Origin of the sequence: Colwellia asteriadis (assembly GCF_039523295.1) — a bacterium.
GTDB lineage: Bacteria > Pseudomonadota > Gammaproteobacteria > Enterobacterales > Alteromonadaceae > Colwellia > Colwellia asteriadis.
Genome location: NZ_BAAAFA010000013.1, coordinates 14,405 through 28,667, shown reverse-complemented (window position 1 = coordinate 28,667; position 14,263 = coordinate 14,405). Strand labels below are relative to the sequence as shown.

20 protein-coding genes are annotated in these 14,263 nt (G+C 40.2%); 3 read left to right on the top strand and 17 right to left on the bottom strand.

Features of this window, described 5'->3' with window-relative positions; genetic code table 11:
* Window positions 1-29: 29 nt before the first annotated feature.
* Window positions 30-1,931, top strand: coding sequence for an AMP-binding protein (locus ABD005_RS16645; RefSeq protein ID WP_343818850.1), 1,902 nt, complete (start codon window positions 30-32; stop codon window positions 1,929-1,931).
* A gap of 116 nt (window positions 1,932-2,047) precedes the next feature.
* Complete coding sequence (locus ABD005_RS16640; protein WP_252738992.1) at window positions 2,048-4,279, top strand: hypothetical protein; 2,232 nt, start codon at window positions 2,048-2,050, stop codon at window positions 4,277-4,279.
* Between the two features lie 28 nt (window positions 4,280-4,307).
* On the opposite strand, the gene rluF is transcribed toward ABD005_RS16640, so the two are convergent.
* Complete coding sequence (gene rluF / locus ABD005_RS16635) at window positions 4,308-5,183, bottom strand: 23S rRNA pseudouridine(2604) synthase RluF (protein WP_215981175.1); 876 nt, start codon at window positions 5,181-5,183, stop codon at window positions 4,308-4,310.
* Between the two features lie 85 nt (window positions 5,184-5,268).
* Between rluF and ABD005_RS16630 the strand changes: the two genes are divergently transcribed.
* Window positions 5,269-5,979 carry a glycerophosphodiester phosphodiesterase gene (locus tag ABD005_RS16630; protein ID WP_343818848.1) on the top strand — a complete coding sequence of 237 codons (711 nt, stop codon included), beginning with the start codon at window positions 5,269-5,271 and terminating at the stop codon, window positions 5,977-5,979.
* A 122-nt stretch (window positions 5,980-6,101) separates the two neighbouring features.
* Here ABD005_RS16630 and rplQ read toward each other — a convergent pair whose 3' ends face one another.
* From rplQ to rplX, 16 genes are all read right to left on the bottom strand, one after another.
* On the bottom strand, window positions 6,102-6,506 hold the full coding sequence (gene rplQ / locus ABD005_RS16625; protein ID WP_033081901.1) for a 50S ribosomal protein L17: 405 nt from the start codon (window positions 6,504-6,506) through the stop codon (window positions 6,102-6,104).
* 43 nt (window positions 6,507-6,549) lie between these two features.
* A complete protein-coding gene (locus tag ABD005_RS16620) occupies window positions 6,550-7,539 on the bottom strand; it encodes a DNA-directed RNA polymerase subunit alpha (RefSeq protein ID WP_215981173.1) in 990 nt (329 codons plus the stop codon).
* Between the two features lie 25 nt (window positions 7,540-7,564).
* The gene (rpsD, locus tag ABD005_RS16615) at window positions 7,565-8,185 is read right to left on the bottom strand and encodes a 30S ribosomal protein S4 (RefSeq protein WP_215981172.1); all 621 of its coding nucleotides are present in this window, start codon (window positions 8,183-8,185) and stop codon (window positions 7,565-7,567) included.
* A gap of 31 nt (window positions 8,186-8,216) precedes the next feature.
* On the bottom strand, window positions 8,217-8,606 hold the full coding sequence (gene rpsK / locus ABD005_RS16610; RefSeq protein ID WP_011041474.1) for a 30S ribosomal protein S11: 390 nt from the start codon (window positions 8,604-8,606) through the stop codon (window positions 8,217-8,219).
* Window positions 8,607-8,619: 13 nt separating this feature from the next.
* Entirely contained in the window at window positions 8,620-8,976 is a 357-nt protein-coding gene (rpsM, locus tag ABD005_RS16605) for a 30S ribosomal protein S13 (RefSeq protein WP_159817717.1), read from the bottom strand.
* Between the two features lie 153 nt (window positions 8,977-9,129).
* Entirely contained in the window at window positions 9,130-9,243 is a 114-nt protein-coding gene (gene rpmJ / locus ABD005_RS16600; RefSeq protein ID WP_118959320.1) for a 50S ribosomal protein L36, read from the bottom strand.
* A gap of 29 nt (window positions 9,244-9,272) precedes the next feature.
* Window positions 9,273-10,610 (bottom strand): preprotein translocase subunit SecY, encoded by a 1,338-nt coding sequence (secY, locus tag ABD005_RS16595; protein ID WP_215981171.1) that lies wholly within the window; start codon window positions 10,608-10,610, stop codon window positions 9,273-9,275.
* A gap of 7 nt (window positions 10,611-10,617) precedes the next feature.
* Entirely contained in the window at window positions 10,618-11,052 is a 435-nt protein-coding gene (gene rplO / locus ABD005_RS16590) for a 50S ribosomal protein L15 (RefSeq protein ID WP_215981170.1), read from the bottom strand.
* A 2-nt stretch (window positions 11,053-11,054) separates the two neighbouring features.
* Window positions 11,055-11,234, bottom strand: a complete 180-nt coding sequence (rpmD, locus tag ABD005_RS16585) for a 50S ribosomal protein L30 (protein ID WP_215981169.1) — start codon at window positions 11,232-11,234, stop codon at window positions 11,055-11,057.
* 6 nt (window positions 11,235-11,240) lie between these two features.
* A complete protein-coding gene (gene rpsE / locus ABD005_RS16580) occupies window positions 11,241-11,750 on the bottom strand; it encodes a 30S ribosomal protein S5 (protein ID WP_215981168.1) in 510 nt (169 codons plus the stop codon).
* 9 nt (window positions 11,751-11,759) lie between these two features.
* Entirely contained in the window at window positions 11,760-12,113 is a 354-nt protein-coding gene (rplR, locus tag ABD005_RS16575) for a 50S ribosomal protein L18 (protein ID WP_215981167.1), read from the bottom strand.
* A 9-nt stretch (window positions 12,114-12,122) separates the two neighbouring features.
* The gene (gene rplF / locus ABD005_RS16570; protein ID WP_215981166.1) at window positions 12,123-12,656 is read right to left on the bottom strand and encodes a 50S ribosomal protein L6; all 534 of its coding nucleotides are present in this window, start codon (window positions 12,654-12,656) and stop codon (window positions 12,123-12,125) included.
* 10 nt (window positions 12,657-12,666) lie between these two features.
* Entirely contained in the window at window positions 12,667-13,056 is a 390-nt protein-coding gene (rpsH, locus tag ABD005_RS16565; RefSeq protein ID WP_425544913.1) for a 30S ribosomal protein S8, read from the bottom strand.
* Between the two features lie 19 nt (window positions 13,057-13,075).
* The gene (gene rpsN, locus ABD005_RS16560; RefSeq protein WP_215981164.1) at window positions 13,076-13,381 is read right to left on the bottom strand and encodes a 30S ribosomal protein S14; all 306 of its coding nucleotides are present in this window, start codon (window positions 13,379-13,381) and stop codon (window positions 13,076-13,078) included.
* A gap of 4 nt (window positions 13,382-13,385) precedes the next feature.
* Window positions 13,386-13,931: a 50S ribosomal protein L5 gene (gene rplE, locus ABD005_RS16555; protein ID WP_215981163.1), complete on the bottom strand. Its 546-nt coding sequence runs from the start codon at window positions 13,929-13,931 to the stop codon at window positions 13,386-13,388.
* 12 nt (window positions 13,932-13,943) lie between these two features.
* Window positions 13,944-14,258 carry a 50S ribosomal protein L24 gene (gene rplX, locus ABD005_RS16550; protein WP_215981162.1) on the bottom strand — a complete coding sequence of 105 codons (315 nt, stop codon included), beginning with the start codon at window positions 14,256-14,258 and terminating at the stop codon, window positions 13,944-13,946.
* Between the last annotated feature and the right edge of the window lie 5 nt (window positions 14,259-14,263).

Below are 14,263 nucleotides of genomic sequence, written 5' to 3'. Positions count from 1 at the left end.
ACCCTAGACAATGATTTAGGGTGTTACTCATGAGTAAGCAACAAGGTTCCCAAGAATTAAGTGCCGATATGGATTTACATTGGCAAAAGCAAGCAAATTTAGTTCATTGGTATAAAAAACCAAAAACAATATTGTCGACAAATATTGACCGTTGGTACGACTGGTTTACTGACGGTGAGCTTAATAGCTGTTACCTTGCGCTTGATTATCATATTGAACAAGGCAGAGGCGAACAAACCGCCTTAATCTACGATTCTCCCGTGACAGGGCAAAAACAAAAACTCTCCTTCAATGAGCTTACTTTAACAGTCGCAAAATTTGCTGACGTATTACAATCTCAAGGCGTTAGCAAAGGTGATCGTGTACTTATTTATATGCCAATGATCCCACAGGCTGCCATAGCTATGCTTGCATGTGCACGTATTGGCGCTATTCACTCAGTAGTATTTGGTGGCTTTGCTGCCAATGAACTTGTTACGCGCATTAATGATGCAGAGCCTAAAGTTATTGTCAGTGCTAGCTGCGGCATCGAAATTAATAAAATATTAGCTTATAAGCCACTGATAGATGAAGCAATAGCACTTGCCGATCACAAACCCAACTGCTGTATTATTTACCAAAGAGCACAGTTAACTGCTTCATTAACACCAAATAGGGATTTTAATTGGCAAGAGTTAATGGCTCGGGCTCAGCCTATTCCTCCTATTCGTTTAAAAAGCACTGATCCGCTATATATCCTTTATACCTCAGGCACTACCGGTAAACCTAAAGGAGTAGTACGTGATAATGGTGGCCACGCTGTTGCTATGCTTTATAGCATGGCACAAGTGTACGGTATGAAAGCTGGAGATACTTTTTGGGCAGCATCTGATGTAGGTTGGGTTGTTGGTCACTCATACATTGTTTATGGCAGCTTAATGGCTGGTTGTACAACCATAATGTACGAAGGAAAACCTATTAATACACCCGACGCTGGAGCATTTTGGCGAGTGTGTGCAGAGTACAAAGTAAATGCCCTATTTAGTGCCCCAACCGCATTTAGAGCCATAGCAAAAGAAGATCCGTTAGGTGAGCTCATCAAGCAGTATGATTTGAGCGCATTAAAGCGACTTTACTTAGCTGGCGAACGTTTAGATCCCGCTACTTATCATTGGCTCAAAGACATTACTCAACGACCAATAATTGATCATTGGTGGCAAACCGAAACAGGCTGGGCAATTGCGAGCACACCATTGTCTTGTGATAATAAAACACAAGGCATTCAAACTAAAGCGGGCTCTGCTGGTCGTCCTGTTAGAGGTTATGATGTTCAAATATTAGATAATGACGGTAATCAAGTCCCTGCTGGGCAACAAGGAGCGGTAGCGATAAAGCTTCCGTTACCTCCAGGGTGCTTAGCCACCATATATAAAGACCCTCAGCGATTATTTTCAGGGTATTTAGCAACTTACCCAGGCTACTATATTAGTGGTGATGGTGGTTATATAGACGATGATGGCTATTTATTTATTATGGGACGAACTGATGATGTAATAAACGTTGCTGGGCACCGCTTATCAACGGGCGAAATGGAAGAAGTCCTATCATCTCACCCTGCCGTAGCAGAATGCGCTGTAGTCGGTATTAGCGATAAACTCAAAGGACAAATCCCTTTAGGATTAGTTGTTATAAAGAATGGTATTCAGGCAAGTGATGCTGAACTGGTTATAATTCTTAAACAAACCATTCGCGACAGTATTGGTGCTATTGCCTCTTTAAAGCACTTACTGATTATTGATAGGTTACCTAAAACCCGTTCAGGCAAAATACTAAGGAAAACTCTTCGTCAAATGATCGATGGCGATGAAATAGAAATACCCTCAACAATTGAAGATAGTTCGGTTATAAGTGAGCTATCAGGTAGACTTGTTAACATAAACCAAAAAGTGTAAGAATATAATAGCTTCTTATATAAATCAGCTATTTGAATAAGTGAAGTTTTCCTGTGGTGTTCTTGTTTGTGTTCTATATTTAATAAAGTAAATAATATTACTTCATGGAGACTAGGATGCAGACAAAAAACACCAAGGCGACTCAAACAAAAAAGCAAATAACTAATAATAAATCGACCCTTGCTAAAACAGCATCTAACTCAAATGCCGCACCAAGTGATGATTTTGATATTATTGTAAAACCTACAAATAAAACGCAAAAAGGCCAAAGCTCCAATAGCGTCACTTCAGTAGAAGATACCCAGCTTTATTTCACTGAAAAAGACTTATCTCGCATACTCAATAATCTCGATACCTTAAGAAATGATGTTTACCCCTCAACTAATGATGAAGAAGCATTGCATAAAAAATCACAGCCCTTTCCGTCAGTATGTTTAATTGGTTTAGGTCGCTGCGGTTCAAATATAGCTTTAGATGTGGCTTCTTTGGTACACAGTGCCAGAAATTATTATTTAAATGAATTTCATAATGAAATGCAAAAAGCAAAAGAGCGTGAAGGTAGTTCGTTAAAGTGGATCAAGCGTAGCTTAAAAATACAAGATAAAAAATCTGATAAACCGGTATTCCTTATTGAACCGCTAGTTATGTTGGGTGATTTAGATAAAGATATTGAAGGCCGTATTCGCTTTTCATCACAAAGCTACGATGAGAACTTTTTAACTGAATACAGCAAACTTAAAATCATGGATTTATCTGAAGTGCATGCTGGTGGCGCTGGTAACGCTCCTATTTTAGGGCAGTACCTCGCGAAAATGATCCTTAATAAAGAAACCGAGAACTTCAGCAATACCGACTGGCAATTTATTCATTCCTATTTAATTGACTCCTGCGGTATTAAAGCTAACCAGTCACGTTTATATTTTTACATTTTCAGTGCTGGTGGTGGTACTGGCTCAGGCATGGCTTCAGAGTTTGGCTTAGCTCAGCAGTATTCTTATATGAGTAAAACCTTTGATATTCGTTCAGAAAAGGAGATAGCTACTCACGGACAAAATTTTGTTTTTGAGCCTATTTTTACCAGTGGTATTTGCATACTTCCTAACATTAATGACCCAAGCATCGAAGTGTCAGAAGCGTTGCATATTAATGCGGGTCGTTTGTTATGTAAGTACTTAGCCGAAGAATGGGACTTTTCCTATAATACCGATAATGAAAAAAGCCATATTGAAGGCGAGGCTCCCTACCGTATTAGGCCATGGAATGCCATGATGCTCATTTCTAATGATATTATGCGCTACGCCGAGCAAAGTGATACCAATGCCGGTATTAAATATATTGACGTTAATACCATGGAAAAACACGCTAACCAATATATTAGTCAGCAAATATTTAACATTTTAACCGCACAAGCGGTAACAACAGATTATGACGACAACTACTTTCGTCGTGCTGGTATTGATATTGGTGAAACAATACGCCTTGACGCTAATGATTTATTCATGAGCTTAGCCGGCCCTGTTGCCATTGCTTATGCAGAATCAGTGGTTGCTGACTTACCTGAAAAAAAACAACCTACTTTAGGTGCAGAGCAAGTCGCTTTAGATATTGACGATCTTTTCTTCCGCTCCATTGATTTACCACACTTTAATAATGTAACAGAGGCAATAGAAGGGGTAAGCTTACTGCCGATAGAGTCTGAGCAGTATAAAATAGCATTAGAAAAGTATAAAAACTCAGGCTTTGATGCCAAACATCTAAAAGAATTGCACTTTTTTAAAAATTGCTCTTCAATCGTTTCAATTATTTCTTTACCTAAAGATTATAAATTGTCATATATGGACTTAAATAAGTTGAAAATGCACCTTAACAACTTATTCCCTAACACCACCTTAAAACGCTATGCATTGGTAATAGGTGCTTCGGCAAACCTGTCACTTACCACACTCATCGCTAAGAGCCCTTGTTTAAGTGATGACTTCCTAACGCTAATTGTTTCTTACATTAAGCGATGTTTTGCTAAAGAGGCACACCGTTTTGACGATTCATTAGACAATGCCATTATTGATTTTATTAAAGCCCCTGAGTTTGATGAGTCGAAACTCGAAGCAATGTTAATTGAGCACGAGAATCCAGCAAAAATACTTGATACAAACTGGTATGCAATTAAACCTATGTATGAGAAAAAATATAAAGAATTAGTGCGCGATAACAATAAGTTTACTTCGATAAACGATATACGCCTTACGTTAAACAGTGTTAAAAAATCCATCCATTATTTACGTGAAATATATCGCCACCGTATTAGTAAAACTCAAGTAATTTCATTAAATAAAAAAGCAGATAAATAAAAAGCTACTAGCCTCTCTACAGTATAAATTACTTTTTTGAGGCTTTATTTAACTTAAGAGTACCACGGGTAGGTTTAGTCACTTTTTTAGTCGCTTTAGCCTGCTCGTTTTTATATTCACCTTTAGGCACTGTTTGCGCTGTACTCGGTGGTTGTACCGTATCAATTGCTGTCTTAGTTGAGCCTTGAACAGCCTGATTAATTTCAGCCATCTCAGTAGGAGTTAAATCTCTCCATTGCCCTGGCTTTAATTGCCCTAAATGCACATTCATTATACGAGAGCGCTTCAATGCTTTTACTTCATAACCTAGGTATTCACACATACGACGAATTTGACGATTTAACCCCTGTGTCAGAATTATCGTAAAAACAAACTTACTTTTGGCATGTACTCTACAAGGCTTGGTAATTGTCCCTAAAATAGGTACTCCACGTGACATCCTGTCAACAAAGCGCTCGCTGATAGGTTTATCTACCGTCACAATATACTCTTTGTCATGAGCATTTTCAGCACGCAGTATTTTGTTAACAATATCACCGTCACTGGTTAAAAATATTAATCCTTCTGATGGCTTGTCTAAACGTCCAATAGGAAAAATACGCTCTTTGTGTCCTATTGCATCAATAATATTGCCACGGACATGACTTTCGGTTGTACACGTAATACCAATAGGCTTGTTATAAGCAATGTAAACACGATCGGCTTTATTATTTGGAGTCGCGTTAATAGTTTTACCATCAACACAAACAAGGTCACCTGATAGCACCTTAGTGCCTAACTCAGGAACTTCTCCATTAATTGTCACCCTATTTTGTTCGATTAACTTATCAGCACCACGTCGAGAACAAAATCCCGATTCACTAATGTATTTGTTTAAACGCTTACCAGAGTTTCCTGTAGTCATTTATTTAACCTAGCAAAATTAGAAAAATTTAAAAAAGACATTATACTCAAAAAAGAGAATTAAGTATTAATCATATGGGGAGCTTATGTTAATTTTTGCTCATCGTGGCGCCAGTGGTGTTGAACCAGAGAATACCTTACGGGCAATACGTGCCGCGCTTGAAGCGAACGTGGATGGTATTGAAGTAGATGTTCACCAAGTAGGTGATCGATTAATGGTGATACATGACCGATGGTTACACAAAACCACATCAGGCTTAGGACAACTTCAAGAATATAGCTTTGAAGAATTACGCTTACTTGACGCAGGAAAAGGCGAGACAATTCCTTCACTTGATGAAGTATTAGCCTTAACCACAGGCAAGTGCATTATCAATTTAGAGTTAAAAGCGATACATTCAGTTGATGTTTTATATCATTATTTAGATAACGCTAAACGTGACTTCACCTTAGACTTGTCTCAGGTATTAATTTCATCCTTTAATCACCGTTTACTTAACCTAATACATCAAGAACGACCTGAAATAGCTATTGGGGCATTAACAGCCTGCTACCCGTTAGAATATGCTCAGTTTGCACAACAACTTGATGCTTACTCTGTTCATATAGACATAGAGTTTATTAATCAGGATTTTGTTGATGATGCTCATAAAAGAGGTTTAAAGGTTTATGTTTATACAGTGGATGAACTTGAAGATATAAACGTCATGAGGCGGCTCGGTGTCGACGGCATATTCTCTAACCAGCCAACCAAAGTGAAAAGCCATTTAGCTCATTTAGATAGCACAGAGCTCTAACTTGTTAGCCTGACGACTAATATAATAAAAACACTTAAACTATTGATAAGTTAGCTTATCAGCAGCCTAGATCAAAAAAACCGAGCCTAAGCTCGGTTTTTTTACTGAAGTATAAACTAAGTTTATGCTTCAGCTGATTCTTCAACTACTTCAGGAGCATCTTCTACTACTGGGCGGTCTACTAATTCAATGTAAGCCATAGGCGCTTTATCACCAGTACGGAAACCACATTTTAAAATGCGAGTATAACCACCTGGACGTTCTTGGTAACGAGCACCAAGTTCGTTGAATAAAATACCTACTACTTCTTTATCTTGTGTACGAGCAAACGCTAAACGGCGATTTGCAACACTGTCGGTCTTAGCCAATGTAATCAATGGCTCTACTACCATACGTAGTTCTTTAGCTTTAGCTACTGTCGTTTTAATAACGCCGTGCTTAACTAAAGAGCTTGCCATATTGCGGAACATCGCTTTACGATGACTGCTATTACGGTTTAACTGGCGACCGCTGTGACGATGACGCATAAGTTAATCCTTCTCTCAAACTATTAAAATAACGATGATCGAACTAGTCGTTGTCAACAATGCTTTCAGGTGGCCAGTTTTCTAGGCGCATGCCTAGTGACAAACCACGAGACGCTAAAACGTCTTTGATTTCAGTTAAAGACTTCTTACCTAAGTTAGGCGTTTTAAGAAGCTCAACTTCTGCACGTTGTACTAAATCACCAATGTATTGAATTGCTTCTGCTTTTAGACAGTTAGCTGAACGAACAGTTAGCTCTAGATCATCAACAGGACGAAGTAAAATAGGGTCGAACAATGGTTTTTCTTCCACTTGCTCAACTTCTTTAATATCGCGAAGTTCTACAAACGCATCTAGCTGTTCAGCTAAAATAGTTGAAGCACGACGGATAGCTTCTTCCGGATCCAATGTACCATTGGTTTCCATATCTAAAACTAATTTGTCTAAATCTGTACGTTGTTCAACACGTGCAGAATCAACAGCATAGGCAATTCTTACTACTGGACTGAATGAGGCATCAACCAACAAACGACCAATAGCTCGATCTTCTTCCTCGGCATCACGGCGCGCAGAAGCAGGTACGTAACCACGACCCATTTCAACTTTAATGCGCATACTGATAGAGCCTTCACCTGTTAGGGTGCAGATAACATGGTCAGGATTTGCAATAGTTACATCTCCGTCATGTTGGATATCAGCTGCCGTTACAGGGCCTTCACCAGACTTAGTTAAAGTAAGAACGGCTTCATTTTTGCCTTCTAATAAAACTGCAAGCCCTTTAAGGTTTAACAATATTTCGATGATGTCTTCTTGAACACCTTCTTTACTACTGTACTCATGTAAAACACCGTCAATTTCAACTTCAGTTACGGCACAACCCGGCATTGAAGATAAAAGAATGCGGCGTAACGCATTACCTAAAGTGTGACCAAAACCACGTTCTAATGGTTCTAAAGTTACCTTAGCACGACGAGCGCTAACAGTTTCGATGTCTACCAATCGTGGTCTAAGGAATTCGGTTACAGAACCCTGCATATATGTCCTCTCTTAAAGTGCAACTTTACTTAGAGTAAAGTTCAACAATCAACTGTTCATTAATTTCGGCAGATAAGTCAGCACGATCTGGAACACGTTTGAAAACGCCTTCCAATTTCTTATTATCTACTTCAACCCAAAGTGGTTTCTCACGTTGTTCAGCTAATTCTAAAGCTGCGATGATACGCGCTTGAGTTTTAGATTTTTCACGAACAGAAACAGTATCTTCAGCTTTAACAGTGAAAGATGGAATATTAACTACACCGCCGTTTACCACGATAGCCTTATGACTAACTAATTGACGAGCTTCAGCACGAGTGCTTGCATAGCCCATACGGTAAACTACGTTATCTAAGCGAGTTTCTAAAAGTTGTAACAAGTTTTCACCTGTATTACCTTTTAAACGTGCCGCTTCTTTGTAGTAATTACTGAATTGTTTTTCTAGTACGCCATAAATACGACGAACTTTTTGTTTTTCACGAAGTTGAACACCGTAATCTGATAAACGACCGCGACGAGCGCCGTGTTGACCTGGTATTGTTTCGATTTTACATTTAGTGTCAATTGCTCTTACACCGCTTTTAAGGAACAAATCTGTACCTTCGCGACGACTAAGCTTTAACTTAGGACCTAAATATCTAGCCATTTTCTTTCTCCAACTATCCTAAAAAAAGCGATTAAACGCGACGTTTCTTAGGGGGACGACAACCATTATGAGGAATAGGTGTAACGTCTGTAATGTTGGTGATTTTAAAACCAGCAGCATTTAAGGCACGGATAGCAGATTCACGACCTGGACCTGGACCTTTAACGAACACTTCAATATTCTTCAAACCAAACTCTTTTGCAACAGCGCCTGCGCGGTCTGCAGCTACTTGCGCAGCGAATGGAGTAGATTTACGTGAACCACGGAAACCTGAACCACCTGCAGTCGCCCAAGACAAAGCATTACCTTGACGGTCTGTAAGAGTCACGATTGTGTTGTTGAAAGAAGCATGGATATGAGCCATGCCGTCAGCAACTTGTTTTTTTACGCGTTTACGCGTACGAACTGGAGTTTTAGCCATTGTCTAGTTCCTCTTACTTCTTAATTGGCTTACGAGGACCTTTACGGGTACGCGCATTTGTTTTAGTGCGTTGACCACGTAGAGGAAGACTGCGACGGTGACGAATGCCACGGAAACAACCTAAATCCATAAGACGTTTAATGTTCATTGAAACTTCACGGCGTAAATCACCTTCTACGGTAAATTTATCCACTTCAGCGCGTAGCAAATCAATTTTTGCTTCGTCTAGTTCACTGATCTTCGTTGATTCTTCAATACCAGCTGCTGCACAAATTGCTTTCGCACGTGTAGCACCGATACCGTAAATCGCAGTAATGGCGATTACTGCATGCTTACGATCAGGGATGTTAATGCCAGCGATACGGGCCACTAACACATCTCCTATAAATAATTAAAATTACATTGGTTGGAAAGCCCGTTAGGATACCCAACCATTCTCTTTTTTTGCAAATCGAAGCGGCATTATACAGAAAAATCTACATAATGCCACTGCTAAAAGATATAGCTTTCGCTTAGGTTAAAATTAACCTTGACGTTGCTTGTGCTTTGGCTCTGCACAAAGAACGCGAATAACGCCCTTACGCTTAACCACTTTACAATTACGACAAATCTTTTTTACGGATGCACGTACTTTCATTTTATACTCCGTTACCTAATTAACTAGGCCTATCGGCCATAGCCTTTTAAGTTTGCTTTTTTAAGTACATTGTCATATTGATGAGACATCATATGTGTTTGTACTTGTGCCATAAAGTCCATAATCACAACCACGATAATCAATAATGATGTACCGCCGAAGTAGAACTGAACGTCCCATGCCATGATCATAAACTGTGGAACCAAACAGACAAAGGTAATATACATCGCACCAGCTAAGGTTAAACGAGTCATTACTTTATCAATATATTTGGACGTTTGTTCACCCGGACGAATCCCTGGAATGAACGCACCTGACTTTTTCAAGTTATCTGCAGTTTCACGCGGATTGAAAACCAATGCCGTGTAAAAGAAACAGAAAAATACAATTGCTGCTGCAAGCATAAATACATACAAAGGTTGTCCCGGCGACATCGCCTGAGAAAGACCTTGTAAGAAATCAGCTACAGGGCCATCACCTTGTCCGAACCAGCTCGCAATTGTGCCAGGGAACAAGATAAGACTTGAGGCAAATATTGGTGGGATAACACCCGCCATGTTCACTTTCAGTGGTAAATGTGTGCTTTGCGCGGCAAAAACCTTACGGCCTTGCTGACGTTTAGCGTAGTTAACAACGATACGTCGTTGACCACGTTCAACAAATACTACTAAGAAAGTTACTGCAAATACCACAACGCCAATAAGCAATAATACTAATAAGTGCAATTCACCTTGACGCGCCATCTCAGCTGTTTGACCAACTGCAGAAGGCATGCCAGCAACAATACCTGCGAAAATAATAATCGAAATACCATTACCGATACCGCGTTCTGTAATTTGTTCACCTAACCACATTAAAAACATGGTACCAGTAACTAAACTTACAACTGCAGTGAAATAGAAACCAAAACCAGCATTAATAACTAGTCCTTGCATCATATCCGGTAAACTTCTGGCAATCGCTATCGATTGTACTGTTGCTAGAACTAATGTGCCGTAGCGTGTGTATTGACTGATTTTACGTCGTCCTGCTTCACCTTCTTTCTTAAGCTCTGCCATCTTCGGGTGCATGACCGTCAGTAGCTGCATAATAATTGAAGCCGAAATGTACGGCATAATACCAAGCGCCAATACCGAGGCTCGCTCAAGTGCACCACCGGAGAACATGTTAAACATTTCTACGATAGTGCCCTTTTGCTGTTCAAAGAACTGAGCTAATACAGCGGCGTCAATACCAGGGATTGGCACAAAAGACCCTAAACGAAGCACAACAAGTGCTACGAATACGAACCATAATCTTTGTTTTAGCTCAGACAAACCGCCTGCGCCTTTACTACCTTGTGAAGTAGCCGTTCCTGGTGTAGCCATATCTGTATTATTCCTCGATGTTACCACCGGCAGCTTCAATAGCTGCACGAGCACCTTTAGTTACGCCTAAGCCACGAACAGTAATTTTGCGTGAAATTTCGCCCGAAAGCATAATTTTAACAGCAACAATGTTACGTGTGATTAGACCAGCGTCTTTAAGCGCGTGAATGTCAACAACATCACCTTTCACTAGGTTTAATTCATGTAAACGTACTTCAGCGCGAACTAAAGATTTACGTGAAGTAAAACCAAATTTAGGTAAACGTTGTTTCAATGGCATTTGACCACCTTCAAAACCAGGACGTACACTACCGCCAGAACGAGACTTCTGACCTTTGTGACCACGACCACCAGTTTTGCCGATGCCAGAACCAATACCACGGCCACAGCGTTTTTTAGCTTTGTTAGATCCTGGAGCAGGAGATAAAGTATTTAAATGCATTATTAATCCTCCACCTTAATCATGTAATAAACCTTGTTAATCATACCGCGTACAGATGGAGTATCTTCTAACTCTACTGTATGGTTAATACGACGAAGACCAAGGCCTTTTAATGTAGCTCTATGCTTCGGTAAACGACCGATAGAACTTTTAACTTGAGTTACTTTAACTGTTTTAGACATGCTCAATTACCCCAAAATTTCTTCAACGCTTTTGCCACGTTTAGCTGCAACACCTTTTGGTGAATGCATATTCACTAAAGCTGAAACAGTAGCGCGAACTACGTTGATTGGGTTAGTAGAACCGTATGCTTTTGACAATACGTTCTGAACGCCTGCAACTTCAAGTACTGCACGCATCGCGCCACCGGCGATGATACCTGTACCTTCAGAAGCTGGTTGCATGTAAACTTTAGAACCAGAATGACGCCCCTTGATAGAGTGCTGAAGAGTAGTACCCTTCAAGTCAACTGTTACTATGTTACGGTGTGCTTTTTCCATTGCTTTTTGAATAGCAGCAGGCACTTCACGTGCTTTACCGTAGCCAAAACCAACACGACCATTACCGTCACCAACTACTGTTAGTGCAGTAAAACTGAAAATGCGACCACCTTTAACCACTTTTGAAACGCGGTTAACGGCGATTAGCTTTTCAGCCATATCACTTTGTTGTGAGTTTTCTTGATTATGATTAGCCATTATCAACCCCTAGAATTGAAGACCAGCTTCACGAGCTGCTTCTGCTAACGCTTTTACGCGACCGTGGTAACGGAAACCAGAGCGATCGAAAGCAATGCTTGTGATCCCTTTAGCTACAGCACGTTCAGCAATTGCTTTACCTACTGCTGTTGCTGCTGCAACATTACCAGTTTTTTCCAACTGAGCACTAACTTCTTTGTCTAAAGTAGACGCAGATGCGATTACTTCAGAACCTGTAGGAGCGATCACTTGAGCGTAAATGTGACGAGGAGTACGGAATATAACTAAACGATTCGCACCCAACTCGCTAATTTTTGCACGAGCGCGTTTAGCGCGGCGCAAACGAGATGTTTTCTTATCCATAGTGTTACCCTACTTCTTCTTAGCTTCTTTACGACGAACGTATTCATCAGCATAACGAACACCTTTACCTTTATAAGGCTCTGGCTTACGGTATGCACGAATGTTCGCTGCGGTTTGACCAATTAACTGCTTATCACAACCTTTCAGTGTGATTTCAGTTTGGCTAGGAGTCTCACAAGTAATTCCTTCAGGAATAGCGTGACTGATTGGGTGTGAAAAACCTAAAGATAAATCTAATGATTTACCCGCAGCTTTAGCACGGTAACCAACACCTTGTAAGATTAATTTCTTTTCAAAACCTTTACTAACACCTTCAATCATATTATTGATTAAAGCACGTGCAGTACCGGCTTGAGCCCATGCATTTCTTTCGTCACATGCGATATCAGTTTTGATTTCGTTCTCTTCGTGAGAAACAGCAACAAAACTATGAATCGTACGTGATAATTCACCTACTGGACCTTTAACTGTAATGTCTTGACCTGATAACGTAACGGTAACGCCAGCAGGAACAACGACAGGTGCTTTTGCAACACGAGACATATTATTCTCCTTACTCTACGAAACCAAGAACTTCACCGCCAATACCCGCAGAGCGAGCGGCACGATCCGTCATCAAACCTTTAGAAGTCGAAATGATCGCAATACCCATGCCAGCAAGAACTTTAGGAAGTTCATCACAGCTTTTGTATATACGAAGACCAGGACGTGAAACACGTTTGATCGTTTCAATTACTTCTTTACCTTCAAAATACTTCAAAGTAACAGCTAGTTCAGGTTTTACATCACCTGATACTGAATAATCTGAAATATAACCTTCTTCTTTAAGTAAGTTTGCAATAGCAACTTTTAACTTTGAAGATGGCATTGTAACTGCAGCTTTTGTTGCAGATTGACCGTTGCGGATGCGTGTAAACATGTCCGCGATAGGATCAGTCATCATAACCATTTACTCCCGTGAATTACCAACTAGCTTTCTTAAGACCTGGAACTTCACCACGCATAGTTGCTTCACGCAACTTGATTCGGCTTAAACCGAATTTACGTAGGAAACCATGTGGACGACCAGTAACATTACAACGGTTACGTTGACGGCTACGTGATGAGTCACGCGGTAAACTTTGAAGTTTCAATACTGCTTCCCAACGCTCTTCTTCCGAAGTATCTACACCTGAGATAACAGCCTTTAACGCTGCACGCTTTTCAGCATATTGTGCAACTAGCTTAGTACGTTTTGCTTCACGAGCTTTCATTGACGTTTTAGCCATAACTCTACACCTTCTTCTGGAACGGGAAATCAAAGGCAGACAATAATGCATGTCCTTCTTCGTTATTTTTCGCGCTAGTAGTAATAGTGATATCTAAACCGCGAATCTTATCGATTTTATCGTATTGGATTTCAGGGAAGATGATTTGCTCACGAACGCCCATGCTGTAGTTACCACGACCATCGAATGACTTAGGATTTAAGCCACGGAAGTCACGGATACGAGGGATAGAAATAGAAACTAAACGTTCTAAAAATTCCCACATGCGGTCGCCGCGTAGAGTTACTTTTGTACCTATAGGATAGCCTTCACGAATTTTGAAGCCCGCAACTGATTTGCGTGCTACTGTCGTGATCGGCTTTTGTCCTGAGATTGCAGTAAGATCATTTGTGGCGTGCTCTAATACTTTCTTATCAGAAATAGCTTCGCCAACACCCATGTTAAGGGTGATCTTTTCAATCCGAGGGACTTGCATGACACTTTTATAACCGAACTTCTTTTGAAGGTCAGCTACAACTGTATCTTTATAAAAATCATGCAGTTTCGCCATCGTTTACTCCAATTAAATTAATTCGTTATTAGACTTGAAAAAACGTACTTTTTTGCCGTCTTCAATTCTAAAACCAACACGATCTGCTTTGCCCGTTGCTGGGTTAACAATCGCTACGTTGGAAACATGCAAAGGTGCTTCTTTCTCAATAATTCCACCAGGCTGCTGTAACTGAGGTACAGGCTTAGTGTGCTTTTTGATTAAGTTAACGCCTTCTACGAATACTTTGCTGTGCTCAACAAGAACTTTAGTAACTTTACCAGTTTTGCCCTTGTCTTTACCTGCAAGTATGATTACTTCATCATCACGACGAATCTTAGATGCCATTATCG